20 protein-coding genes are annotated in these 25,902 nt (G+C 65.7%); 15 read left to right on the top strand and 5 right to left on the bottom strand.

The window, feature by feature from the left end; translation table 11 throughout:
* Nucleotides 1-48 precede the first annotated feature (48 nt).
* Nucleotides 49-237 carry a Flp family type IVb pilin gene (locus tag HNO51_RS07120; protein ID WP_209538836.1) on the bottom strand — a complete coding sequence of 63 codons (189 nt, stop codon included), beginning with the start codon at nt 235-237 and terminating at the stop codon, nt 49-51.
* A gap of 358 nt (nt 238-595) precedes the next feature.
* Between HNO51_RS07120 and HNO51_RS07115 the strand changes: the two genes are divergently transcribed.
* Nucleotides 596-1,714 (top strand): efflux RND transporter periplasmic adaptor subunit, encoded by a 1,119-nt coding sequence (locus HNO51_RS07115; RefSeq protein WP_209538835.1) that lies wholly within the window; start codon nt 596-598, stop codon nt 1,712-1,714.
* Complete coding sequence (locus tag HNO51_RS07110; RefSeq protein ID WP_209538834.1) at nt 1,714-4,824, top strand: efflux RND transporter permease subunit; 3,111 nt, start codon at nt 1,714-1,716, stop codon at nt 4,822-4,824. The genes HNO51_RS07115 and HNO51_RS07110 overlap by 1 nt, the downstream gene beginning before the upstream one ends.
* A 47-nt stretch (nt 4,825-4,871) precedes the next feature.
* Here the strand turns inward: HNO51_RS07110 and HNO51_RS07105 are convergent, their stop codons facing one another.
* The 3 genes from HNO51_RS07105 to HNO51_RS07095 form a co-directional block, all read right to left on the bottom strand.
* Nucleotides 4,872-6,668 (bottom strand): thiamine pyrophosphate-requiring protein, encoded by a 1,797-nt coding sequence (locus HNO51_RS07105; RefSeq protein ID WP_209538833.1) that lies wholly within the window; start codon nt 6,666-6,668, stop codon nt 4,872-4,874.
* Nucleotides 6,669-6,916: 248 nt separating this feature from the next.
* Complete coding sequence (locus HNO51_RS07100) at nt 6,917-7,342, bottom strand: DUF3617 domain-containing protein (RefSeq protein WP_197450373.1); 426 nt, start codon at nt 7,340-7,342, stop codon at nt 6,917-6,919.
* 119 nt (nt 7,343-7,461) lie between these two features.
* Nucleotides 7,462-9,330, bottom strand: coding sequence for a putative bifunctional diguanylate cyclase/phosphodiesterase (locus HNO51_RS07095; RefSeq protein ID WP_242597219.1), 1,869 nt, complete (start codon nt 9,328-9,330; stop codon nt 7,462-7,464).
* 718 nt (nt 9,331-10,048) lie between these two features.
* Here HNO51_RS07095 and HNO51_RS07090 point away from each other — a divergent pair.
* The 8 genes from HNO51_RS07090 to HNO51_RS07055 are packed head-to-tail and all read left to right on the top strand — an operon-like array spanning nt 10,049 to nt 19,047.
* The gene (locus HNO51_RS07090; RefSeq protein WP_197450372.1) at nt 10,049-10,762 is read left to right on the top strand and encodes a GntR family transcriptional regulator; all 714 of its coding nucleotides are present in this window, start codon (nt 10,049-10,051) and stop codon (nt 10,760-10,762) included.
* Nucleotides 10,763-10,793: 31 nt separating this feature from the next.
* Nucleotides 10,794-12,011, top strand: coding sequence for a CaiB/BaiF CoA transferase family protein (locus HNO51_RS07085; RefSeq protein WP_197450371.1), 1,218 nt, complete (start codon nt 10,794-10,796; stop codon nt 12,009-12,011).
* Between the two features lie 10 nt (nt 12,012-12,021).
* Nucleotides 12,022-13,311: a TRAP transporter large permease gene (locus tag HNO51_RS07080; protein ID WP_197450370.1), complete on the top strand. Its 1,290-nt coding sequence runs from the start codon at nt 12,022-12,024 to the stop codon at nt 13,309-13,311.
* Between the two features lie 57 nt (nt 13,312-13,368).
* Nucleotides 13,369-14,415 carry a TRAP transporter substrate-binding protein gene (locus HNO51_RS07075; RefSeq protein WP_209538832.1) on the top strand — a complete coding sequence of 349 codons (1,047 nt, stop codon included), beginning with the start codon at nt 13,369-13,371 and terminating at the stop codon, nt 14,413-14,415.
* Between the two features lie 11 nt (nt 14,416-14,426).
* Nucleotides 14,427-14,945, top strand: coding sequence for a TRAP transporter small permease subunit (locus tag HNO51_RS07070; RefSeq protein ID WP_209538831.1), 519 nt, complete (start codon nt 14,427-14,429; stop codon nt 14,943-14,945).
* Complete coding sequence (locus HNO51_RS07065) at nt 14,938-16,899, top strand: aconitate hydratase (RefSeq protein WP_197450367.1); 1,962 nt, start codon at nt 14,938-14,940, stop codon at nt 16,897-16,899. Before HNO51_RS07070 ends, HNO51_RS07065 begins: the two co-directional genes overlap by 8 nt.
* Nucleotides 16,896-17,828: a hydroxymethylglutaryl-CoA lyase gene (locus HNO51_RS07060; protein WP_209538830.1), complete on the top strand. Its 933-nt coding sequence runs from the start codon at nt 16,896-16,898 to the stop codon at nt 17,826-17,828. The genes HNO51_RS07065 and HNO51_RS07060 overlap by 4 nt, the downstream gene beginning before the upstream one ends.
* A 4-nt stretch (nt 17,829-17,832) precedes the next feature.
* Nucleotides 17,833-19,047, top strand: a complete 1,215-nt coding sequence (locus HNO51_RS07055) for an MFS transporter (protein WP_209538829.1) — start codon at nt 17,833-17,835, stop codon at nt 19,045-19,047.
* Nucleotides 19,048-19,058: 11 nt separating this feature from the next.
* Here HNO51_RS07055 and HNO51_RS07050 read toward each other — a convergent pair whose 3' ends face one another.
* Nucleotides 19,059-20,144, bottom strand: coding sequence for a cytochrome c3 family protein (locus HNO51_RS07050; protein ID WP_209538828.1), 1,086 nt, complete (start codon nt 20,142-20,144; stop codon nt 19,059-19,061).
* A gap of 286 nt (nt 20,145-20,430) precedes the next feature.
* Between HNO51_RS07050 and HNO51_RS07045 the strand changes: the two genes are divergently transcribed.
* The 5 genes from HNO51_RS07045 (at nt 20,431) to HNO51_RS07025 (ending at nt 25,875) form a co-directional block, all read left to right on the top strand.
* The gene (locus tag HNO51_RS07045) at nt 20,431-21,729 is read left to right on the top strand and encodes a ferredoxin reductase family protein (protein WP_209538827.1); all 1,299 of its coding nucleotides are present in this window, start codon (nt 20,431-20,433) and stop codon (nt 21,727-21,729) included.
* 195 nt (nt 21,730-21,924) lie between these two features.
* A complete protein-coding gene (locus tag HNO51_RS07040; protein ID WP_209538826.1) occupies nt 21,925-23,022 on the top strand; it encodes a cyclase family protein in 1,098 nt (365 codons plus the stop codon).
* Nucleotides 23,023-23,062: 40 nt separating this feature from the next.
* Nucleotides 23,063-24,040 carry a TRAP transporter substrate-binding protein DctP gene (gene dctP / locus HNO51_RS07035; protein ID WP_197450361.1) on the top strand — a complete coding sequence of 326 codons (978 nt, stop codon included), beginning with the start codon at nt 23,063-23,065 and terminating at the stop codon, nt 24,038-24,040.
* Nucleotides 24,033-24,557, top strand: coding sequence for a TRAP transporter small permease (locus HNO51_RS07030; RefSeq protein ID WP_209538825.1), 525 nt, complete (start codon nt 24,033-24,035; stop codon nt 24,555-24,557). Before dctP ends, HNO51_RS07030 begins: the two co-directional genes overlap by 8 nt.
* Nucleotide 24,558: 1 nt before the next feature.
* Nucleotides 24,559-25,875 carry a TRAP transporter large permease gene (locus HNO51_RS07025; RefSeq protein ID WP_197450359.1) on the top strand — a complete coding sequence of 439 codons (1,317 nt, stop codon included), beginning with the start codon at nt 24,559-24,561 and terminating at the stop codon, nt 25,873-25,875.
* Nucleotides 25,876-25,902: the final 27 nt, after the last annotated feature.

Raw genomic sequence — 25,902 nt, 5'->3', positions numbered from 1 at the left:
TATCCTCAGTAAAAAGGACGTCAAGTTGCCTTGACGTCCTTGCACATCTCATGAAACAGCAGTGCCACCAAGGGCTACAAGAATATCGTTCAGATAAGCTTTAGCCTGCGTACCTATACCAGTGAAAACGGCGGCACCTACAGCCACAATTAACCCACCTACCAAGGCCCATTCCACCACCTCGGTTCCCTCTTCTTCCTTCCAGAAACGCTCGATCCCTTGCATCAGCTTGTTCATGACTTTCTCCTTCGGTTTGCGTCAGTAACCTTGCTAGATTCATGCATGGTTTCGTTCGGGAGCGTCGGGCCTTCCGAGCGCCCACGTGACTGAGCATCGTCGTTACAAACCAGTTACGCTTGGAGAATCCTTGCGAGCAGTGAAAGAATCTTGCGCAAGCGAGGAAAAAAGTGCGCGGTAGGGCACAGGCGAGGTACTCATTGAGAAAAATATACAAGGCTTATACGATCAAAAGCACAAGGTAGAACCGTCGTTGTGAATTTGTTGTCACATTCGCTGCCGCCAGAACGAGTAGGCTGTCAAGGAACCGGCCAAGGATGCGCCCCCCTGCGACTGCCGAATCATCACAAGAGCCCCTATGAACACATCGCGCCCTCTTCTCTTTGTTTCCCGGCGGCTGGCCTCGCTGGCCGGCCTGGCGTGGCTGGCCGCCACGCTCGCCCTGGCCGGCCTGCCTGCGGCGGCCCAGGAGCGCACCGCGGTGATCGGCGCCCGCGCCGAGCTGCAGCCCTGGTCCGACCCGCTGGAGGCGCTTGGCACCCTGCGCGCCGACGAGAGCGTGACGCTCTCGGCCACGGTGACCGAGATCGTCGCCGAGCTGAACTTCACCGATGGTGAAGCGGTGGAGGCCGGCCAGCTGCTGATCCGGCTGGAAGATAGCGAGGAGCGCGCCCAGCTGCGCGTCGCCCAGGCCCTGCGCGACGAGCGCCGCGGCGCGGTCGACCGCTTGAGCCAGCTGCAGAGCCGCAACATGGCGCCGCGGGCCGACGTGGAGGACAGCCAGGCGCGGCTGCGCCAGGTGGAAGCCGAGATCCAGGCGCTGGAGGCGCGGCTGACCAACTACCGTCTGCGCGCGCCCTTCGACGGCGTGGTGGGCTTTCGCAACATCAGCCTGGGCAGCCTGGTCACTCCCGGCACCGAGCTGGTCACGCTGGACAAGCTCGACGTGATGAAGCTCGACTTCAGCGTGCCGGAGGTCTACCTGGCGATCCTCGCGCCCGGGCTGCCGCTCAGCGCACGCAGCGTGGCCTTTCCCGACGAGGTCTTCGAGGGCGAGGTGGCCAGCGTCGGCTCCCGGGTCGACCCCGTCAGCCGCAGCGTCACGGTGCGCGCCGAGCTCGATAACCCCGAGCTGCGCCTGCGCCCGGGCATGCTGATGGAGGTCGTGCTGCAGCGCCGCCCACGCCAGGCCGTGGTGGTGCCCGAGTCGGCGCTGATCCCCAGCGGCGACCGTCAGTACGTGCTGGTGATCGACGAGGCCGACGAGAATCGCCTGGAGCGCCGCGAGGTGCAGGTCGGCGAGCGCCGCACCGGCCAGGCCGAGATCCTCGAGGGGCTCGAGCCCGACGAACTGGTGGTCTCCCACGGGGTACAGCGCGCCCGCGAGGGCGATCGGGTGCGGCTGCTGGGCATCGCCAGCGAGGAGAGTTCGATCCGCGAGATTCTCGAGGCGAATCGCGGTGAGGGAGAGGCCTGATGCGCCTGTCCGACGTTTCCGTCCAGCGGCCGGTGCTGGCGACGGTACTGGCGCTACTGATCGTCGCCTTCGGCCTGCTCTCGCTGCAGCGGCTCTCGCTGCAGGAGTATCCCTCCATCGACCCGCCGGTGATCAGCATCGACACCCGCTACCCCGGCGCCGCGGCCAACGTGGTCGAGTCGCGCATCACCCAGGTGCTGGAGGACCGCATCGCCGGCATCGAGGGAATCGAGGTGGTGACCTCGTCGAGCGAGGACGGCCACTCGCGGATCAATATCGAATTCGGCCTCGAGATGGACATCGATGCCGCGGCCAACGACGTGCGCGACCGCATCAGTGGCGCCCAGCGCAACCTGCCTGACGACGCCGAGCCACCCGAAGTGCAGAAGACCGACTCCAGCGAGGATGTCGTGCTGTGGCTGAGCCTCTCCGGCGAGGGCTACTCCATACCGGAGCTGACCGACTACGCCAACCGCTACCTCGCCGATCGCCTCTCGGTGCAGCCCGGCGTGGCCCGGGTGCGCGTGGGCGGCGGCAGCGACTACGCCATGCGCGTATGGATCGACCGCAACGCCCTGGCCGCGCGAGACCTCACCGTCGGCGACGTGGAAAACGCACTGCGCGCCGAAAACGTCGAGCTGCCCGCCGGCGCGATCGAATCCCGCGAGCGCCAGTTCATCGTGCGCCTGCCACGCGCCTTCGCCGTAGCGGAAGATTTCCAGCGCCTGGCCATCGGCCAGGGCAGCGATGGCTATCTGATCCGCCTGGGCGACGTGGCCCGGGTCGAGGTCGGCTCGGTGGACGATCGCTCGATCTTCCGCGCCAACGGCGTGCCGATGGTGGGGCTCGGCATGATGATGCAGTCCACTGCCAACGTGCTGGAACTCTCCCAGGGCGTCCAGGCGGAGATGCAGCGGCTGCAGGCCACCCTGCCCGAGGGCATGGAGCTGAGCCTCAACTTCGACGCCTCGGTGTTCGTGGCAGGTGCCATCGAGCAGGTGGTGCTGACGCTGTTCATCGCCATGGGGCTGGTGGTGGTGGTGATCTTCATGTTCCTCGGCAACGTGCGTACCACTCTGGTCCCCGCGGTGACGGTGCCCATCGCCATTGTCGGTTCGTTCATCGCGCTGGCGGTGATGGGGTTCTCGATCAACCTGCTCACGCTGCTGGCACTGGTGCTGGCCATCGGGCTGATCGTCGACGACGCCATCGTGGTGCTGGAGAACATCAACCGCCGCATGCACGACTACGGCGAGACGCCGCTGGTGGCGGCCTTCCGCGGCACCCGCCAGATCGCCTTCGCCGTGATCGCCACCACCCTGGTACTGATCGCGGTGTTCGTGCCGCTCAGCTTCCTGCAGGGCAACGTGGGCCGCCTGTTTTCCGAGTTCGCCCTGACCATGGCCGCGGCGGTGGCCATCTCCAGCCTGCTGGCGCTGACCCTCACGCCGATGATGGCCTCGAAGATCCTGAAGCCGGGCATGGACGACAGCCTGGCAGCGCGTGGCGTGCAGTGGCTGCTCGAGCGCTCGCAGCGCCTCTACCGTACGCTGCTCGAAGCGGTGCTCAAGGCGCGCCTGGCCGTGCTGGCGGTGTTCGTCGCGCTGGTGGTCGCCACCCTGTGGATGGCCGAGCGGCTGCCCAACGAGTACACCCCGCGCGAAGATCGCGGCAACTTCTTCATCCTGATCAACGGGCCGGAGGGCGCCACCTTCGACTACATGATGGACTACATGGACGAGATCGAACTGCGCCTGCAGCCACTGGTGGATACGGGCGAGCTCGAGCGCGTGGTGGTGCGCGCCCCGCGCGGCTTCGGCAACATCGAGAACTTCAACGGCGGCTTCGCCATCATCAACCTGGCCGAGTGGGGGGAGCGACGCAGCGCCTGGGAGATCATGGACGACGTGCGCCGGCGCCTGGCAGACCTGCCCGGCATCCAGGCCATCCCGGTGATGCGCCAAGGCTTCGGCCAGCGCGTGCAGAAGCCGGTGCAGTTCGTGCTCGGCGGCGGCACCTACGAACAGCTCGCCGAGTGGCGCGACCTGATGCTCGAGCACATTCGCGAACACAACCCGCGCCTGTCAGACCTGGAGAGCGACTACCGCGAAACCCAGCCGCAGCTGCGGGTGGACATCGACTACGAGCGCGCGGCATCGCTCGGGGTCACGGTAAGCGAGATCGGGCGCACCCTGGAGGTCATGCTGGGCGGGCGCAACGTGACCCGCTACGTCGACAACGGCGAAGAGTACGACGTCATCGTCGAGGGCGACCGCGCCAGGCAGAACAGCCCGCGCGCGCTGGACAACATCCAGGTGCGCTCGGCCCGCTCGGGCGAGCTGATTCCCCTGGCGAGCCTGGTGACCCTGACCGACTTCGCCGGCGCCAGCACGCTCAACCGCTTCAACCGGATCCGCGCCATCACCATCGAGGCCAACCTGGAGGGCGGCTATCCGCTGGGCGAGGCCCTCGAGTACCTGGAGCGGACGGCCGCCGAGATCCTCCCGCCGGAAGCCCAGACCAACGTGGCCGGCCCCTCGCGGGATTACCGCGAGGCCAGCGGCGCGACCACCTTCCTGCTGGTGCTGGGCGCGCTGGTGGTGTTCCTGGTGCTGGCGGCGCAGTTCGAGAGCTTCGTCCATCCCTTCGTGATCATGCTCACCGTGCCGCTGGCGATGAGCGGCGCCCTGCTCGGCCTGCTGCTCACCGGCCAGTCGCTCAATATCTACAGCCAGGTGGGCCTGGTGATGCTGATCGGGCTGGCGGCCAAGAACGGCATCCTGATCGTGGAGTTCGCCAACCAGCTGCGCGACCAGGGCCTCGCCTTTCGCGACGCCCTGCTCGATGCCTCGGTGACCCGCCTGCGGCCGATCCTGATGACCGCCGTGACCACCATGGCCGGCGCCATTCCGTTGATCGTCTCCAGCGGTGCGGGCTCCGAGGCGCGCATGGTGATCGGCACCGTCATCATGGCAGGCGTGGCGGCCGCCACCTTCTTCACCCTGTTCGTGGTGCCGGTGGCCTACGACCTGCTGGCCCGCCGCACCGGTTCGCCCGGCGTGATCCGCCAGCGCCTGGAAGAAGAGATGGCACGCGCGCCGAACTCGTAACCCGATATGGCGTGCGCCGGGGCCACGAGCGCGCCGGCCCCGCTCAGTCAATGCCGGCGCACCTTGGGCACGAACTGCCGCGCAAACTGCTTGAACGAGGCCTTGACGGTACCCAGCGCCTCCGGATCGCCGTGCAGCAGCGCCGACATGTAGGCCTGGGCCTGCTCACGCTTGATATGGGGCGGAATCGGCGGAATGTTGGGGTCGGTGACGACCTCCAGCACCACCGGGCGGTCGGCCGTCAGGGCGCGATCCCAGGCACCGGCCAGGGCCTCGGGCTCGGTGACCTTGATTCCCTTGAGGCCGATCAGGTCGGCATACTCGGCATAGGGGAAGTCGGGGATGTTCTGCGACGCCTCGTACTTCGGGTCGCCCTCCATCACGCGCATTTCCCAGGTCACCTGATTGAGGTCCTGGTTATTGAGGACCATGACGATCAGGCGCGGATCGGCCCAGCGCTGCCAGTACTTGGCAACGGTGACAAGCTCCGCACAGCCGTTCATCTGCATCGCCCCATCGCCGACCAAGGCGATGGCGACGCGATCCGGGTAGGCAAACTTGGCGGCAATGGCATAAGGCACGCCATTGCCCATGGAGGCCAGGCCACCGGAGAGCGAGGCCATCATGCCGCGGCGCAGCTTGAGGTCACGCGCATACCAGTTCGCCGCGGAGCCGGAATCGCTGGTCAGGATGCAGTTGTCGGGCAGCTTCGGCGACAGTTCCCAGAAAACGCGCTGTGGGTTGATCGGGTCGGCTTCGGCCATGGCACGCTGCTCGAGCACCTCCCACCACTGGGCAACGCTCTTCTCGATATGCTCGCGCCAGTCGCGGTCGGTCTTTTGCTCGAGATGCGGTAGCAAGGCCTGCAGCGTACCCGCACTGTCGCCGACCAGATTCACTTCCATCGGGTATCGAATGCTCAGCATGCGCGGATCGATGTCGATCTGTACGCCGCGCGCCTGCCCCTCCTCGGGCAGGAATTCGGAATAGGGAAACCCCGAGCCGATCATCAGCAGCGTGTCGCAGTTGGCCATCAGCTCCCAGCTGGCGTTGGTTCCCAGCAATCCGATCGAGCCCGTCACGAAGGGCAAGTCGTCGGGCAGCGCCGCGCGTCCGAGCAGCGCCTTGGCGACCCCGGCGCCGAGCCGCTCCGCCACCTGGATCACCTCGTCGACGGCGCCCAGCGCCCCGGCACCCACCAGGATGGCGACTCGCTCGCCCTCGTTGAGCACGGCGGCGGCGCGCCGCAGCTCCTCTTCATGAGGCACCACGCGCGGCCGCGCATAGCCGACCCCCGAGTGGACGGTGCCGTGGGCATGCGCTGGCGTTTGTACCGCCGGCTGCGACTGCAGGTCGTTGGGTATGACGATGGCGGTCACGGTGCGCTCCGACAGCGCGATACGCATCGCGCGGTCGATCAGATGACGGACCTGGGCGGGACTGGTCGCCATGTAGACGAATTCGTGGGCAACATCCTTGAACAGCGAGACGAGATCCACCTCCTGATGGTACTCGCCCCCCAGCGCGGCCCTCGCCTGCTGGCCGACGACTGCAACCACGGGCTGGTGATCCTTCTTGGCGTCGTAGAGCCCATTGAGCAGATGGATGGCCCCCGGTCCGGATGTCGCTGTACAGACCCCGACCTCGCCGGTGAACTTGGCATGAGCGCAAGCCATGAACGCCGCCATTTCCTCGTGGCGCGTCTGGATGAACTCGAAGCGGTCGCCCGCTCGGTTCAGAGCCCCCATGATCCCGTTGCTGCCGTCGCCTGGATACCCGTAGATGCGCTTGACGCCCCACTCGCCCAGACGGCTGATGATGAAGTCGCTGACCAGTTCACTCATACCTGCCCTCCGATAGCATCGACAGTGCTCGGCTTCGGACTCCCGGCACATTCCTTCCATGAAAGACACTAGAGCTATAGCCAGAGGATTCGAGATGGTCAACGTGACATGACGAGCGGCCTGGTGGCGTTCATTCGTCCCGTTGCGGACGGAAGCGGCAAGGAAGAATCGGCATGACTTCCAGCCTGATGCGCATGCAAAGGGCCACCCCAAGGGTGGCCCCGTCATCATCCGGCTCGGCCATGCCCTCAACAGTCGCCGAGTCGCTCGCCCTCGATGCTGGTCTCCAGCAGCATCTGCCCCATGGGCGATTCGGTGTCGATGTTCACGCTGCCCTCGACGCGCTCGCCCAGGAAATCCATGCGGCCGTCGATATTGGCCTCGCCACCGTCGGCGCGACAGATCATCTTGTAGTCGACCCCATCCGCCGAGACGTTGTGCTCGAGCAGCTCACAGCCCTCCTCCACTTCGAGGAACTGGAAATCGGCGTCGTCCAGGTCGCCCTGGGCGATGCATTCCTGGTGGCTGTCGGTCTGGTCGGGAATCGGCACGTCGCCCTTGACGGTCGTCGTGCTGGAAAACTGCCACTGACCCGGCACGATGTTGGGTGACTCGGCCATGGCCGTGAGCGGCAGGATCAGCACGGCGGCAGCAAGCAAGGGTCTAAAGGACATGAAAGGTCTCCGTTGTGAATGATCGTGGTGAAGAAGCGCGCTTCTCTGCGACTCGACACGCCCAGCTTACCCCAGCGGCCGCAGGAAGAGGAGGAAGCGCGACTCGTGCCCGACTTGGCTCAGGGGAGCGTGGCGCTGGCCTGCTCGCCCAGGGCCAGCTCCTCCAGCGCCAGCGGGCGGCCGAACAGATAGCCCTGGAAGGCCTCGCAGCCATGCTCCAGCAGCCAGCGGTGCTGCGCCTCCGTCTCGACGCCCTCGGCCGTGACCTCGAGCCCGAGGCTGTTCGCCAGGGTGATGGTAGTGGTGACGATGGCGGCATCGACCGGATCGTCGAGCACGCCTTCGATGAACGACTTGTCGATCTTGAGCTCGTCCAGGGGGAGCCGCTTCAGGTAGTTCAGCGACGAATAGCCGGTGCCGAAATCGTCGAGGGAGAAGCGGATGCCGAGCTTGCTGAGGCGCAGCATGATGTTGCGCACCCGCTCCGGCTCTTCCATCAGCAGGCTCTCGGTGACCTCGAGGACCAGGCGCGCGGGGTCGGCCCCCGTTCCCTCCAGGGTGTGCTGCACGCGGGCGACGAAGTCGGGCTGGTGAAACTGCACCGAGCTGACGTTGACCGAGATCGTCAGCGCTTCCTTGCCGCGCTCCTGCGACCAGGCGGCCAGCTGACGGCAGGCGGTCTCCAGCACCCAGTAGCCGATCGGCAGTATCAGCCGGTTCTTCTCCGCCAGCGGAATGAATAGGCCGGGGGGGACCAGGCCACGGCGCGGGTGCTCCCAGCGAATCAGCGCCTCGACGCCGGTCACCCTGGCGCGGTCGTCCACCTGGACCTGGTAGTGCAGGCGCAGCTCGTCGCGGGCCAGCGCCTGGTGCAGGTCGGCCTCGAGATGGACCCGCTCCATCACGTCGGCCTGCATGTCGGCGTTGAAGAAACGCAGGGTATTGCCGCCCGCCAACTTGGCCTGCTGCAGGGCCATGTCGGCCTGGCGCATGGCGCTGTCGACGTTGGCCTGGCCGTTGGCAAACAAGGTGATGCCAATGCTCGCCGAGATCGGCAGGGCCAGTACCTGTTCGTCGTCGGCCTGGGCGCTCGTGATCTGGCCCAGCAACTTCTCGGCCACGCGTTCGGCGGCATGGGCCGCCTGCTCCACGTCGAGGCCGAGGTCGTGAATGAGCAGCACGAACTCATCGGCCCCCAGCCGCGCCAGGGTGTCGCTCTCGCGCACGACCTCTTCCAGCTTCTGCGCCACCCGTCGCAGGAAGCGGTCGCCCCGCTGCAACCCCTGGGTCTCGTTGATGACCTTGAAGTCGTCCAGATCGATGAACAGCAGGGCCGCGTAGCGCTCGCTGCGACGTGTGCCCTTGACCACCATCTCCAGGCGATCGAGCAGCAGGCGCCGGTTGGGCAGCCCGGTCAGCGAATCGTAGAAGGTCAGCCGGTGCTTGCTCTCCTGGATCTCGCGATACTCGGTGACGTCGGTGGAGATCCCGCAGAGTGCATGAATCGAGCCATCGGCCCGGCGCAACGGCAGCTTGATCGACAGGAAGGTGACGACTTTCTCGCCCTGCTCGATGACCCGCCGGTCATTGAAGTGCAGCTCCGCCGCCGTGACCGAATCGAAGAGATCACGGTCGGTCTTGCCCAGGACCGACTCGGCCGGCAGTCCGACGAGCTCGCAGCCCTTGCGATTGACGTATTGGTAGCGGAAATCGCTCGACTTGACGTAGATGCAGGCGTCGAGGCTGTCGAGAATGGTGGTCAGCTCTTCGCGGCTGACCCGCAGCCGCTCGACTTCACTCAGCAATCTGCGGCGGTATGCCAGACCGGCCAGTGCCAGAACCGGCGCCACGACCAGCGCCGCCACGCTCCAGCCGACGGCCGGCATGGCTCCCAGCCCCGCCGAGGCGAACGCCACCGACGGCAGGCCGGCCGGCAGCCCGGCGAGCGTGAATCGACGAGCCCTGGCCCGCCAGTCTGAATTGGACATCCCGTCACCCGTTGAAAGGATACGCATGGTTATAGCAGATCATTCTAAAATAACTGATCAACGCTAGCGATGCGCTCGCTTTCGCCGACCCGCTCTGCTCTACGGCGCCGCCCCTTCGCTCCCATGGCAGCCGACTCTCCATCATCACCCCGCGGGCAATGAAGCGAAAGCAAAGAATCAGCGCCTGGATGGCGGCTTTTTCAGGCTTGGGGGAACGTAAGCGTTACGATAGCGAGCCAAAGCAAAGGGGATCTGTCTAAAGGTAGGAATAGGTAGAGAGCCCGGCCTTGCGGCCGGGCGAACCCTTGCGTCCTTGCCGCTCTCCCGGTCATCCTCACCGGGCATCCTTGGGGTGGCGTCTTCCTGACCCGGCTTCCTTGCGGAGCTTCCTTGCCCTTATCGACAGCATGGCAGCCTTCCAGCAAAACACCGTTAACCTGAGATAAGTTCTCTTGTAGGAAATAACCGACAAGCGGTGTAGGAAAAATACCTACAACAGGAGCATGAGCCTTTACCTCATGCCTGAAGATTGGCGCCCTCCTCCGGCCGCCCCCTGCATGCTGAATGTCACCCCACACCGAGACGCCGGCAATGAGGCCCAGAAGCGCGTTCCGTGTTATCCCCATCCGAATTGCATGCAATCTTCGACCAATGTCGCGTTAATGGCCCGAGGAATTCGTTTCTATAGTCTAAATTGCATGCAATCTGTGAGACGACGATGACGCAACCTGCCATTGCCGAAACACCTCGTGCGGTGCGAACCGCCACCGCCGAGGTCCACAACGTGGTCAAGCAACGAATCCTCGACGGCCACTACCGAGCCAGGGAGTACGTGCGCGAGGCCAGCGTCGCACGGGAGCTCGGCGTGAGCCGCACCCCGGTACGCGAGGCGCTACGCGAGCTGGTATCCGAGGGTTGGCTGGAGGCGATTCCGCACCACGGTGCACGGGTTGTGGCCTGGACCGAGCGGGACGCTCGCGAGGTCTTCGAACTGCGCCTGGTGCTCGAGCCCATGGCCGTGAGGCTGGCCAGCGAGCGGATGGAACGAACCCGCCTGGTGTATCTCGAAACACTGGCCAACCGCATGGAAGCCCTCGTCGAGCGCATCGAGCGGGAACCGGAAATGCGCAACGAGATCGCACGGCTCAACCACGAGTTTCACCGAGAGCTGATCGCCGCGAGCGACAACCAGCGCCTGGCAGCGGTGCTCGACGGCGTGGTGCGGACCTCGGTGATCCGGCGCAACTTCGGTAACTACGACCTGGCCAACCTGCGCCGCAGCATGCGCCACCATCGTGAGATCCTCGAGGCGATCGCCGCCGGCAGCCCCACCTGGGCCGAGAGCGTGATGCGCTCCCATCTGCTGGCCGCTCAGGCCCTGCACGTGCGATTCCCCGACGCGCCTGACGACCCACAGGCACTTCCCGGCTGATCCAGCCCCAGCGAGAGGCAGCACAACAACAATGACGACACACGACACCACTCCCCCGCTCCCCCTCGACGACATCAAGGTTCTCGAGCTTGGTCAGTTGATCGCCGGCCCGTACTGCGGCCAGGTGCTCGCCGACTTCGGTGCCCAGGTGACCAAGGTCGAGCCACCCGGAAAGGGCGACGCCATGCGCCAGTGGGGCGAGGCGGACCCTGCGAACGGCGAGCCCCTGTGGTGGAACGTCATCGCCCGCAACAAGCAGTCGGTGACCCTCGACCTTCGGCAGCCGCGGGGCCAGGAACTGCTGCGCGAGCTGGCTGGTCAGGCCGACGTGCTGGTCGAGAACTTTCGCCCCGGCACCATGGAGCGCTGGGGGCTGGGCTACGACACACTCTCCCGCGACAACCCCGGGCTGGTGATGGTACGGGTCACCGGCTTCGGCCAGGATGGCCCCTACGCTTCGCGCGCCGGCTTCGCCTCGGTGTGCGAGGCCATGGGCGGGCTGCGCTACCTGAGCGGCTATCCGGACCGTCCGCCGGTGCGCGTCGGCATCTCACTGGGCGACACCCTGGCCGGGCTGCACGCCGCACTGGGCACCATGATGGCGCTGCATCAGCGCGATCGTACCGGCCACGGACAGGTAGTCGACAGCTCGATCTTCGAGTCGGTGCTGGCGATGATGGAGAACCTGATCCCCGAATATGCCCGCGCCGGCAAGGTACGCGAGCGCAGCGGCAGCTTCCTGCCCAAGATCGCGCCCTCCAACGCCTATCCGGCCCGCGACGGACGCGACATTATCATCGGCGCCAACCAGGACACCGTGTTCCGCCGGCTGTGCGAGGCGATGGGCCAGCCGCGCCTGGCCGACCATCCCGACTACGCCACCCACCGGGCCCGCGGCGACAACCAGCAGGCCATCGACGACCTGATCGCCGCCTGGACACAGCAGCACGATGCCCAGCACGTCGTCGATATCCTGGCCGATGCCGGGGTACCGGCAGGCCTCGTCTACCGCGCCCCCGACATGCTCGACGACCCCCACTTCCAGGCCCGCGAATCGATCGTCGAGGTCCCCGATCGCCGGGGCCGACCGCTGCCCATGCAGAACGTGTTCCCGCGCCTCAGCGAGACGCCGGGGCGGGTGCGCCACGTAGGTCCGGCCCTGGGCGAGCACACCGCGGCCGTGCTCTCCGACTGGCTCGGACTCACCGCCGAGGCCATCGAGGCCTTGCGCGCCGACGGTGTGATCTGAGGAGGCCGCCATGGAGCCCATCATCGTTCTGGTCGTCCTCGTGGGGCTGATCGTGATCGGCTTTCCGATCTTCCTCGCCTTGGGGCTGTCGGGGCTGATCGGCCTCTACATGGCCCGCGGCTCGCTGGCGTTCTTCTTCGCCCCGTCGTCGTTGTTCGGCCAGCTCAACGCCTTCGAGCTGATCGCCCTGCCGCTGTTCATCCTGATGGGCAATTTCCTCGGGGCGACACCGGTGGGTTCGAGCCTGTTCACCGCCGCGGTGCGCTGGCTCAACTGGCTGCGCGGCAGCCTGGCGATCTCCTCGGTGGGTGCCTCGGCGATGTTCGGTGCCGTTTCGGGGGTGAGCCTCGCCGGCGTCGCCGCGGTGGGCTCCATCGCCGTGCCGCAGATGCTCCAGCGCGGCTACAGCCGCTCGCTGGCGGCCGGTGCCGTGGTCAGCGCCGGCGCGCTGGCCATGCTGATTCCCCCCAGCGTGCCGTTCATCATCTACGGGGCGGTGTCCAGCGTCTCGGTGGCCGACCTGTTCATCGGCGGCATCGTGCCCGGCATCGTGCTGGCATTGGCCCTGTCGCTGTTCATCTACCTTCGTGTGCGGCTGAACCCGGCCGAGGCGCCGGCCAGCAAAGAGCGCTTCACCTGGAGGCAGCGCTGGGCAAGCCTGGCCAACATCTGGCACGCCGCCCTGCTGGTGGTCGCCGTGCTGGGCTCCATCTACTCGGGCCTGGCCACCCCGAGCGAGGCCGCCGGCATCGGCGCGGCCGGCGCCTTTCTGATCGCCACCCTGGTGTTCCGTAGCCTCAGCTGGGCCAAGTTCCTCGAGATCCTCGGCACCACCGCCCGCATCAGCGGCGCCATTCTGCTGATCATCGGCTGCGCCAAGATCTTCGGCGACTACCTCAACATGGTGCGGGTGCCCCAGATGCTCACCGAGGCACTCACCGCCACCGGGCTGCCCGCCTGGGCGATCCTGCTGGCGGTGATGCTGCTGCTGATCCTGCTGGGCATGATCGTCGACGCGGTGTCGCTGATCGTGGTGACCACGCCGGTGCTGCTGCCGCTGGTCATCGCCCTGGGCTACGACCCGCTGTGGTTCGGCATCGTCATGGTGCTCAACCTGGAGATCGCCGTAGTCACGCCTCCGGTGGGGCTCAACCTCTACGCCCTGCGCGGGGTCTGCCCCGAACTCTCGGTGGAGGAAATCATCAAGAGCGCCCTGCCCTTCGTCGCCGTGCAGTTCCTCGTGCTGATGCTGTTCGTGTTCGTGCCCAGCCTCAGCCTGTGGTTACCGGGGCTGATGTAGCCCCGGCGTAGCAACGTCAGTGAAATGAACCGCTACAACAACAAAGGGAGACTCACCATGACCTTGTCCCGTCGCCAAATACTCAAGTACGGCACCTTCGCCACTGCCGGCGCCACCCTGTTCGGTACCCAGAGCCTGCTCGCTCCCCACAGCCACGCCGCCACCACCCTCACCGGAGTCACCTACCTGCCCGACTCCTACAAGGCGTTGACCTACGGCTCCAATCGCTTCGTGGAAATGCTCCAGGAGAGCGGCGGCGATGCGCTGACGGTGGAGTTCTACGATTCCGGCCAGCTGCTCAAGGTGGACGAGCAGTTGCCCGCGCTGCGCTCGCGCAGCATCGACTTCATGTTCCACACCTTCTCGTACATCACCCGCTCGATCCCCATCCTCGGCGTGACCGGTCTGCCCGGGGTCGTGGGCGAGCTCTATCGCCACCCGGAGCGCCTGCGCCAGGGCAGTCCGCTGATGGAGCTGATCAACGAAGTGCTCGCCGAGGATAATCTCTACCTGCTCACTTCCGGCGGCGGCATCCTCGAACCCGAGTACCTGTGGAGCACCGAGAAGAGCCCGATCCGCAGCCTCGACGAGGTACGCGGCAAGAAGATACGCATCGTCGGCTTCGAGGCCACCCAGGCCTTCGAACCCTACAACGTGGGGGCGGCCCGCATCCCCTCGTCGGAAACCTATATGGCGCTGCAACGCGGCACCGTGGATGCCGGTATCTTCAACATCTCGACGATCATCGGACGCAGCCTGCAGGAGCAGCTCAAGTACTGCTACAAGCTGCCGATCACCGGCTTCTCGGTGGCGCCGTTCATGCTGCGCGACACCTGGGACAACCTCGACGACGACGTGCGTGGCGTGCTGCAGCAGGCCGCCGACTGGTACGACGAGAACTTCATCGAATACTGCAACAACGATATCTATCCCAACGAGTACTGGCCGCAAGTGGAGGACGCCGGCATCGAGATCATCGAGCCCACGGAGGAGGACCTCGAGACCTTCAATGCCGGCGTCCAGGACGTCTGGGACCACTGGAAGGGCGAGGTCGGCGAAGAAGTCGGCAGCCGTGCCATTGCGCTGGCCCTGGGCGAGGCATAAGGAGAGCGCCCATGACCGCTTCTGCCACGCGCAGCTGGGACGGCCTGATGGCCGTCCTGCGCTGGACCTCGATGGCGGTGCTGGTGTTCATGATGGTGTCGATCTGCTACGACGCCATCATGCGCTACGCCTTCGCGGCCCCGACCAGCTGGAGCCTGGAGATCAACTCCTTTCTGCTGGTCTATCTGGCCGTGATCGGCGCCGCCGAAGCCCAGCGCCACGATGCGCATATCCGCATCACCTTCTTCAAGGACAAGCTGCCGCCGCGCAGCCGCGCCGCGATCGACATCGTCACCGGCCTGCTCGGCGTGGTGTTCTGCGCCATCCTGGTGTGGCGAGGCGGCATCATGGCGCTGCAGGCCTACGAATACAGCGAGCGCGTCTCGAGTTCGCTGGGCACGCCGATGGTCTTTCCCTACGCCCTGCTGCCCATCGGCTTTGCCACGCTCGGCCTGCAGTTCCTGATGGATGCCGCCCGCGCCCTGCCCCGTCTGCGCCACGGTCTCGACGAGGAGGTACCCCATGGCTGACACCCTGAGTCATAAGCTGATCCGGGCCCACCTGGTGGGTGGCGAGATGGTTCCAGGCCAGGAGATTGCCCTGCGCATGGACCAGGCGCTGCTGCAGGACATTCTCGGCACCCTGGTCATGCTTGAGCTCGATGCCATGGGCCTGAAACGAGTACACACCACCCCCAGCGTGCAATACATCGACCACACCCTGCTGCAGCCGGACAATATCAACGCCGATGCCCATCTCTTCCTGAAGAGCGCCTGCGAACGCCTTGGCGTGTGGTACAGCGGGCCGGGGAACGGCATCAGCCACCCCGTGCACATGGAGCGATTCGGCGTGCCCGGCCAGAGTCTGGTGGGCTGCGACAGCCACACCACCGCCGCCGGCGCCCTGGGCATGCTGGCCATCGGTGCCGGTGGCATCGAAGTGGCCATGGCCATGGCCGGCGAGCCGCTCTACCTGCCGATGCCCGAAGTCATCGGCGTCCGCCTGGAGGGCGAGCTGCCCGACTGGGTCAGTGCCAAGGATGTCATTCTCGAGCTGCTGCGCCGCCACGGAGTCGCCGGAGCCAGGAACTGCATTCTCGAGTACTACGGCCCCGGCCTGGCCACTCTGGACGCCATGGATCGCCATGTGCTGGCCAACATGGGTACCGAAATGGGCGCCACCGCCAGCGTCTTTCCCAGCGACGAGGTGACGCGAGACTTTCTGCGCGCGCGGGATCGGGGGGCCGACTGGCAACCGCTGACCGCCGACGCGGGCTGTCGCTATGACCGCGACGAGCATATCGACCTGGCGGCGCTGGAGCCGCTGATCGCGCTGCCTTCCAGCCCCGACAAGGTGGTCCCTGTTGCCCAGGTCGCGGGAGAACCGCTGCATCAGGCCTATATCGGCTCCTCCGGCAATCCCGGCTACCGCGATTTCGCAGTGGTGGCCGAAGTCGTCAAGGGGCGCCGCGTGTCCAGCGAGGTCTCGCTGGACATCAACCCCTCGACTCGCCAGGTGCTGTCCGCGCTGATCGCCGAAGGCCACCTCGCGGCCCTGGTCGAAGCCGGCGCGCGCCTGCACCAGCCGGGCTGCAACGGCTGCATCGGCATGGGTCAGGCCCCCGCCGCCGGGCGCAACAGCCTGCGCACCGTGCCGCGCAACTTCCCGGGTCGCTCCGGTACCCGGGAGGACAGCGTCTTCCTGTGCAGCCCGGAAACCGCGGCGGCCTCGGCTCTGACGGGCACGATCACCGACCCGCGCACCCTCGCCATGCCCTACCCGCACGTGCGCGAGCCGGCGCGCATGACGCTCAGCGACGACTGGTTCGTGCCACCGCTGCCTCCCGAGCGCGCACGGCACGTGTCGCTGCTCGCCACCGACAACACGCCGCCGCTGCCGGTGCTGAACCCGCCGCCCGACCGCATCGAGGTTCCCATCCTGCTCAAGACCGGCGACAACGTCTCCACCGACGACATCATGCCCGCCGGCGCACGCGTGCTGCCGCTGTGGAGCAACGTCCATGCTTCGGCCGAGCACACCTTCGAGGCGCTGGCCCCGGATTACGTGGCGCGCGCCAGGGAGCGTGGCGATGCGGGGCACGCCATCATCGGCGGCAGCAACTACGGGCAGGGCTCGAGTCGCGAGAACGCCGCGCTGGTGCCACGATTGCTCGGCCTGCAGGTGGTGATCGCCAAAAGCATTGCGCGGATCCACTGGCAGAATCTGCCCTGCTTCGGGGTGTTGCCGCTGACCTTCGCCGACCCGACGGATTACGACCGGATCGAGCAGGGGCAGACCCTGGCCATCGACGACCTGACGCGCCAACTGGCCGCCGGGAGGCGCATCCAGGCCACGCTCGACGGCGCTCCGCTCGAGCTCGTGCATGAGCTAAGCCCGCGCCAGGTGGCCATTCTCACCGCCGGCGGTGTGATCAACTGGCTGCGGGAACGCGGTATCTCGTCTACCAAGGAGAGCGTGTCATGACGGCACTCAAGCCACCGCCACACGTGGAAATCGTCGAGGTCGCCCCCCGCGACGGCTTCCAGTCGATCCGCGACCCGCTGCCTACCATCGACAAGCGGCGCTGCATCGAGGCGCTGCTCGACGCCGGGGTGGCGCGCCTGGAGATCGGCTCCTTCGTCAGCCCCAAGGCGATTCCGCAGATGGCCGACACCGGCGAACTGGTGGCGGCCTTCGCCGACCGACCTGACGTGCGCCTCTCGGCGCTGGTGCCCAATCTCAAGGGCGCCGAGCGGGCGCTGGCATGCGGCATCCGCGAGGTGGTCTACGTGGTCTCGGTATCGGAGTCGCACAACCAGAGCAACGTGCGGCGCAGCCCCGACGAGTCGCTAGAGGATCTGGGCCGGGTCATCGCTTGCCTGCGCCAGAGCGAAGGCACCCGCTTGCGCCTCGACCTGGGCACCAGCTTCGACTGCCCCTTCGAGGGCACCGTCTCCTGGCAGCAGGTCGATCGCGTGCTCGGCAGGGCACTCGAATTGGCCGGCGAGCTGCCGCTGGAGGTGGCCCTGTGCGACACCACCGGCCGCGCCAGCCCCTACCAGGTGGCCGACCACTTCTCCCGCCTGCGTGAGCGTCACGCTCAGCCGGGGCTTGGGTGGGCCTTCCATGGCCACGACACCTACGGCATGGGCGTGGCCAATGCGCTGTTCGCCATCCACCACGGCGCCACGGCGGTGGACACCGCCTGCTCGGGCCTGGGCGGCTGCCCCTTCGCCCCCGGCGCCACCGGCAACACCGCCACCGAGGACCTGCTCTACGCCCTGCACGGCGGCGGGGTCGCCACCGGCATCGACCTGCCGGCACTGCTCCAGGCCGCCGACCTGATCGCCGCGCTGCCCGGCGGCCAGACCGCCAGCCACCTGCGCCAGGTCCCCCGCGAGAAGGTTGATTGACATCGTGCCGTTGATCGTCCTGCTGGCCACCACCTTGGTGCTGGCCTTCTCCTCGCTGGTGGCCCTGTTTCCTGCCGCCATCGCCCCGGAACTGGCAGCAGCGCTGGGGGTCTCCTCAGCCACGGTGGGCCTGCAGGTCAGCCTGATCTTCGCCGGCGCCATGCTGTCAGCGATGATCGGCGGGCCGTTGACCCGACGCCTGGGCCCGTGCCGTACCAGTCAGCTCTCGCTGGGCCTGTTGGGCAGCGCGGCCGCCCTGCTGGCCATTCCATCGCTGCCGGTCTTCGCGTTGGCTTCCTTGATTGCCGGGCTGGGTTACGGCATGACCAATCCTTCCGCCTCGGTGCTGCTGGTGCGCTTCACCCCAGCCGAGCATCGCGGGCTGATCTTCTCGCTCAAGCAGGCCGGCGTGCCGCTCGGCGGGGTGTTGGCCGGTGCCAGCGCCCCGGCACTTGCCCTGACGGTGGGCTGGCAGGCCGGCCTGCTCACGCTCACGGCGCTGGCAGCGGGGGGAATTCTCGCCCTTCAGCGCACACGGCAAGCGTGGGACGACCAGCGAGAACCGCGTACCCAACTGCTCGTCACCCCCTTTGCCGGCCTGCTGCTGGTATGGCGGCAGCGCGCGCTGCGCCATGTCGCCCTGTTCAGCCTGTGCTTCTCGGCTATCCAGCTATCGGTCTCGGCCTTCACCGTGGCCTTGTTGGTCGAGGATCTCGCCTTCGGCCTGGTGCAAGCAGGCCTGGTGATGTCGGCGGTGCAGGTCAGCGGTGTGGTGGGGCGCATCGGCTGGGGCTGGGTCGGCGATCGCCTGGGCGACCGTCTGATCACGCTCGCCATCATTGCCTGCACGACCACCGCAGGCGCCTTGCTCGTGGCCGTGATGACGCCGGCCTGGCCGCAGTGGCTGGTGGTCACGCTGCTGTGTCTGCTGAGCCTTTCTTCATTGGGCTGGAACGGTGTCTTCATGGCCGAGATCACCCATTTGGCCCCACCCGAACGCATCGCCGACGCCGCCGGCGGCTGCCTGGTGTTCACCTACAGCGGTGTCCTGCTGGGGTTACCGCTGGTCACCCTGCTGCACGGCCTGGTCGGACGCTACACCCCGCTCTTCGCCCTGCTGGGAGGAATCTCGCTGTTCGGGCTGTGGCTGATTCGCCAGGCGCGCCGGGCGCTTGTCTTGCGCGACGCGGGTGAGGCCTATCACCATATCGAGAGGTAACCAGGTGCCCGTCATTGGCGCCGTTGCGCCGGCACCTCCACCTCGATGCGCTCCGCCAGGCTCGCGAGGCTGTCGTGAAGCAGTTGCAATACATAGCCGGGGTTGTGAACGTAGGCGCCGGGGTCCTTCTTCGCGAACTGGTAGTTGTAGGCCGCCTTCAGCAGGCGCGGCGTCCAGCTCTGGTAGCGGTTGGGGAAGATGGCCTCGTCGGGGCTGATGTCGCCATTTCCGTCGCTGTCGGCGAAGAAATAGGGGAAGGTATCCGCGGCGTAGCCGATCGGCTTTTCTGAGACCTCTTCGGCATAGCGGACGATCGCTTCGCCGAGGCGGGTGCGCAGGGTCTCGATTTCGCCGTGAATGCCTTCGGCGGTGTTACCGTCGCCGTCGAAGTCGCCGTGGCGTGTGCGGATCGCGGTGATCTCGTCGACGCCGCGGTGACAGCTCAGGCACGTCTCGGTGGCGACCCGGGTCGTGTGGGGATCATGGCAGGAGGTACAGTTGCTCGCGCTCGGCACGTGCGGGAAGCGCCCTACATAGTCGCGCCCGGCATACTGGTAGCCGCCGCGAACGTGCGCGCCGTGCAGCGTCGCCGCCGCGACAGCATAGTGCACGTTGATGAAGCCGAGCTCGGAGACGACCGCGTCCTCGTCGAGGCCCTCGACCCGTGCGGCGACCGTGTCGCTGGACGCACGCCCCTGATGGCAGGCCGTGCAGACCGCCGACCCGCCCAACGCCGCGACACTGACGCCCGATGGAAACGTCACCGCGTCGAGCTCATGCGCGGCGGTGGTATGGCAGGAGGCGCATCCGATGGGCGCATTGATTGCCGCCGGGGTATCGACGACGCCCGCCGTGCTGCCATCTGCGCCCAAAAAGTCGATAAAGCCCGGCTGGGAATGGCAGGCCGCACAGTTCGTCGGTACCTCGCCTTCCGCATTCCAGTACGTGAACGCCGGCGACCGGTAGTCGCCGTGCGGCGCCGCGAGCCACGCCTCGACGATCGCGGAGAGCGCGGCGTCATCATTCTGCGCCAGGGCAGGAGATGCCAAGGCGAGCGTCGCAATGACGGCAATACGACGGATACACTGGCTGAACATAGGGTCCCCTTCCTGTTGCACTGCGACCTGTTGCCACGGACGCCCGAGGCCCGTGTCGTCCGGGTTTGGTCTATCTTCGATCATAGACGAGGGGCTTACATTCGGAAACACAATGACAGACCCCAAAGACAGCACCTCCCATGAGACCGGCCGCCATGCGGTTCGCCTGCCGGGTCCCGCGCTTGCAGCCCTCTACCTCGGCGTCGTCCTGCTGCCGCTCGCGGTGGCGCTGTTCGGCCGCGCCGCGCCGGCCGACCCGTGGGAGCACGCGGCGGCGGCCCTCGGCATGGTTGCGGTCGTCGCGATGGCGGTACAGTTCGTGACCTCGGGCCGCTTCGATCGCGTCTCGCGCCATCTCGGCATCGACAAGATCATGGCGTTCCACAAGATCGCGGCGTGGTGGGTACTGGTCGCGGTGGTGCTGCATCCGCTGTTCTACGTGCTGCCCACCTGGCTCGACGCACCGGCGCTGGGGCGCGAGCGACTCGAGGTTTACCTGACTTTGCCGCACTACCGCAGCGGGGTCGTGGCCTGGGCCGCCTTCGCGCTGCTGCTCGTCACGTCGCTGCTTCGCGAGAAACTACCGTGGCGCTACGAGACCTGGCGGGCCACGCACCTGCCACTCGGGGTCCTGGCGGTAGCGGGCAGCCTGCACCATGCCTTCGCGGCCGGCCGGTTCACCTCCGCCTCGCCGCTGCCGCCGATCTGGCTCGCCACCGGCGTCGCTGTCGCAGCGGTGGTCGGGGTGCTCTATGGCTGGCGCTGGTTCAAGCTGCACCGGCACCCGTGGACGCTCGCCAGCGTCTCGCGCGTCGCCGACCGGATGTGGCAGCTGCATGTCGAGCCCGCCCCCGGCACGCCACCCCTGATCTACCGCGCCGGCCAGTTCGTCTGGCTGACCGTCGGGCGGCGACGGTTTCCGCTCCTGGATCACCCCTTCTCGCTCTCCGACAGCCCCCTCGATCCCGGCACCAGGCTGATCATCAAGGAGGTGGGGGACTTCACGAGCACGGTGGGCGCGTTGGTGCCCGGTACGCCGATCGGGCTCGACGGGCCCTACGGCGAGTTCGTGCTGGAGGGCAGCGACGCCGAGGCCGTGATCCTGATCGCGGGCGGGGTCGGCATCGCGCCGATCATGGGCCTGCTGCGCGACATGCTGGCGCGGGGCGAGCGACGTCCCGTTCGGCTCGCCTACGCCGTCGGCGCCCCGGCGAACTTCGCCTGCCTCGACGAGATCGAGGCGGCCCGCACGCGGCTCGACCTTCACGTGCTCCTGCTCTCCGAGAGCTCCGCCCCCGACTACCGCGGCGAGGTCGGCCGGCTCGATCGGCAACGGCTGACAACGCTTCTCGAAGGGCTCGACCTGGCACGCTCTGTCGTGCTCATGTGCGGCCCCGGCGGGATGGTCACGGCGGTCTCGGACGCGCTTCTCGACGTGGGCATGCCGATGCGGCGCATCCTCTATGAGCGCTTCGACTACACTGCCGGCTCGTCGCGCCAGGATCGCCGCCGCACCCGCCGCTTTGCCGCCATCGGCGCCGGCCTGGCGCTGGGGGTGGCGATGTTCGCCCTGGCCGCTAGCTGAGCAGTGTGGAGCGCTCGGCTACGCGCCCCAGACATGAGCAAAGACTTGCAGGTTTTATTAACAAGAAAATCTTCAAGCTTGAAACTTCAACCTTGAACTATCACGAATTCCTTTCTAGTCTGAGATGGCCATCTCGCTGCAAAGTGTGACGAGACAGGTAAGGTAATTTTTTAAAAAACAACAAGCTAGGTAACAATGACAATGAAAGCCCGCTTGTCAGCAGTTCCTTCGGCCATCTGTGTGGCAGTACTGTCTGCCTCCCTGCCTTTGGCGGCTGAGCCAAACGAGCAGCAGAATCAAGGAGAGAACGCTGCTCAACAGGTGCCTTTACCTCCCTGGCAGGATGGTGATGAAGCCGGCATGGCGAATACCCAAGGTCCGAGCACTTGGCAGCGTTGTGCCAGTCACCTCATGCAGCCCGAAGCACAGGCATACGAGCTGGCCTATCCCCGCAGCGCGTCGATGCCGCAATCTCCTTTCGCCGAACCGGAAAGTAACCGCTTCGACCCTTCCAGCGGCATTCCGGGGACTCGTCACGGATTCAATACCGAATCGATCAACGGCAACATCGGCGGGCAGGGCACCCAGATCGACGGGCTCGGCCATTTCGCTCATCTTCCAGAGCCCTGGAACGGTGAAGGGCAATTTCCCTCCGAGGCGCTGCGTTACTACGGCGGCTTCACCCAGGAAGAGGTGAAACCGGCCCCCGAGGCCCCCCTGGATCGACTCGGACTCGAGAATCTGCCACCTATCGTTACCTCTGCCGTGTTGCTGGATGCCGCGGCCTACCTCAACGAGGGCGAGCCACTCGCAGCCGGCGACTTGATCACTCGTGACGACCTCCAAGGCATGATCGAAGCCCAGGGACTCGCCTGGCGCGGCCTGCAGCCCGGCGATGTGCTCTACATCCATACCGGCTGGGGCAAGCTCTGGAACAGCGACGACGAGCGTTACTATGCCCAGGGTCCGGGGCTGGCTTTCGATACCGTGGAGTGGCTGGAGGAACAGGCCATTGTGCTGGTCGCCCTGGACAACCCCTTCACCGACCCCGCCCCGGAAGGAATGCTGACGGGCGAGGCAATCCCTGAAGGGGTTCCGGATGGGCTGCCCTTTGCCATCCACCATTACAACCTGACGCAATCAGGCATCTATCAAATTCAAAATGCGCGGCTGGACGAGTTGGCCGCGGATCGAGTCTGGACCTCGTGCACCATGATTCTTCCTCCCGTGACGAAGGGAGCCGCACAGGCACCGGTCAGACCCGTTGCCATCGGTACACCGACACGCGACTGACATCGCGAACCCCTCACGACAATAACAACGGAGATACACAATGAAGCGCAACATCCGCTGGCCTATTACCTTCGGCACCGCCTTGGTCTCTCTGGGACTGATGAGTCAGGCTTCGGCCGAGACGGCAACCCTGCGCACCGTCAGTGCCTTCACTCCCGGCACAGCCATCCCGCACACCTTCGAGATGTTTCTCGAGGAGATCGAGAACGATACCGAGGCACCGATCGACATCGACTTCATCGGTGGCCCCGAGACCATGCCCCCCTTTCAAGTAGGCAACGCGGTGAGCAACGGCGTGGTGGACATGGCGTTTGTTACCTCGGCGTTCTACACCAGTTCACTGCCGGCCGCCCATGCGCTCAACCTGACGCGCTACTCCCCCGAAGAGTTACGGGAAACGGGCCGTTTCGAGCAGTTACAAGAGATGTGGCGCGAGCAGATGAACGTGCATTACCTGGCCTATACCAACTATGGCAATCGCTACCACCTGTACCTCAACGAGCCGATCAGCAGCCCGGAGCTCAACGGTCTGCGCATGCGCATCACGCCGGTGTATCGCGCTTTCGTGGAGGAAATGGGAGGCGAAGCCGCCCAGACTCCGCCCGGCGAGGTCTATACCGCGCTGGAGCGGGGCACGGTGGATGGCTATGGCTGGCCCATCCAGGGCATCTTCGACCTCGGCTGGCAGGAGCACACCCGCTACCGCGTCGACCCCGGTTTCTATCACGTGGAGGTCGGCGTTCTGGTGAACCAGGACACCTGGGACAACCTCACCGACGAACAGCGTAACTACCTCACCGAAAAGGCGATCTGGCTGGAGGAGCAGAACGCTCTCAACGAAGAGATCAACGCAGAGGAGGAGCGTCGTCAGGCCGAAGCCGGCATCGAGACCATCGAATTCGAGGGCGAGGAGCGCGAGCGTTACCTGGAGATGGCCTATCGAGTGCAGTGGGAACGGCTGGCAGAAGAACATGCCGGGAACGCCGAGCGCTTGAGAGAGATTCTGGACAGTGAATGACACCACTCTTGTCGATAAGCCAGTCGCACGTTCACCGTTGTCGAAGGCGTATCATTACGTCATGCAAACCTGCGGCCTCGCCGCAGGTATCATTATCGGCATTGTATCGATTGTCATTGTGCTCAATGTCTTGAGCCGAAACCTGGGGTTCGGCTCGATCTACGGCACGGTGGAAGGCAGCGAATATGCCATTGCTGCCGCCACCTTTCTGGCAGCCCCCTGGGTGCTTTATCACGGGGCCCACGTGCGGGTCGATCTTCTACAGCAGGCGCTGCCAAAGGCATACCGGAGATATCTGGAAATGGGCATCAACCTGCTCGGCGCCCTGGTCTGCCTGGGCTTTGGCCATTACCTGCTGATTACCGGTAGCGATTACCTGAGCCGAGGCTCGATGGTCTACAAATCCTTCGTTTTTCCCGAGTGGTGGACGTTCATCCTGCCAACCTCCTGCTTCGCCCTGCTGACCCTCGAGTTCCTGCGCCGCCTTTGGTGCCTTATTACGCCACGGGAGAGCTGACATGGAGTGGCAATCAGCACTACTGCTGCTGGTAGGTGGGCTTATCCTCCTCATGGCCCTAGGACTGCCGGTGGTGTTCGCCTTTATCGCGATCAATCTCGTCGGTGCCTATGTCTTCATGGGCGGCGAGATGGGTATCATGCAGATGGCACGCAATAGCGCTGAAGCCATCACCAGCTTCTCGCTGATACCCATCCCTCTCTTCGTACTCATGGGCGAGGTTCTGTTCCATACAGGCCTCGCCTACAAGGCGATTACCGCCATCGAGCGGCTGATCAAGCGCGTTCCCGGTCGCCTGAGCATCGTCTCGGTACTTGGCGGCACCGCTTTCGCCACCCTCTCCGGGTCGAGCATCGCCAACACCGCCATGATGGGAAGCTCGCTGCTGCCGGATATGCTCAAGCGGGGCTACCACCCTTCCATTGCCATGGGACCGATCATGGCAGTGGGCGGTATCGCCATGCTGATACCGCCGTCGGCACTGGCGGTGACCCTCGGCAGTCTGGCCGGTATTTCCATCGGGCAACTGCTGATTGGCGGCATCATCCCCGGCATCCTCATGGGAGCTGCCGTGCTCATGTATGTGATGATCCGCTGCACGAGGAATCCCGATCTGGCACCGGCGGATGACGGCGATCACAGCCTCACCGCTTGGCAGCGCTGGCAGCCCTTCTGCGTCTATGTCCTTCCTCTGAGTGGTATCTTCGTGGCCGTGGTGGGCAGCCTGCTGGCCGGTTGGGCCGAGCCGACGGAATCCGCCGCCTTCGGCGCTGTCGCGGCCACCTTAGCGGCACTGTGTTATCGCTGTCTGACCAAGGAGGCGCTGAGCAAATCGCTGATGGAGACGGCCAAGGTTTCGGTCATGATCCTGTTCGTGCTGGTGGCCTCCACCACGTTTTCCCAGTTGCTCTCCTTTTCCGGCGCCACCAATGGACTGCTGAAAGTGGTGACCGGCTGGGAACTGACCCCGCTGATGGTCGTGCTGGGCATGCTGCTGGTGCTGCTGGTACTGGGCTGTTTTGCCGACCAGATCAGCATGATCATGATTACCCTGCCCTTCTTCATGCCGCTCGTCGCGAGCCTGGGCATCGACCCGATCTGGATCGGCGTACTGTTCCTCGTCGCCATGGAGATCAGTTTCCTGACCCCTCCCTTCGGGCTGCTGCTGATTGTGATGCAGGGCGTCGCTCCACCCGGTATCCGCCTGACCCAGGTCTACCAGGCCGCCCTTCCCTTTCTGCTTCTGCAGATGCTGGTTCTGGCGCTGGTGGTTGCGCTGCCTTGGCTGGCTACCGGCTTGCCAAGCCTGATGAAGTGAACCCTGTGACAACACTCACGCCGAGGG

The organism is Billgrantia sulfidoxydans (assembly GCF_017868775.1).
In the GTDB taxonomy this organism is placed as follows: Bacteria; Pseudomonadota; Gammaproteobacteria; order Pseudomonadales; family Halomonadaceae; genus Halomonas; species Halomonas sulfidoxydans.
The sequence above is the reverse complement of the archived record's forward strand: the minus strand, read 5'-3'. Positions and strand labels throughout refer to the sequence as shown.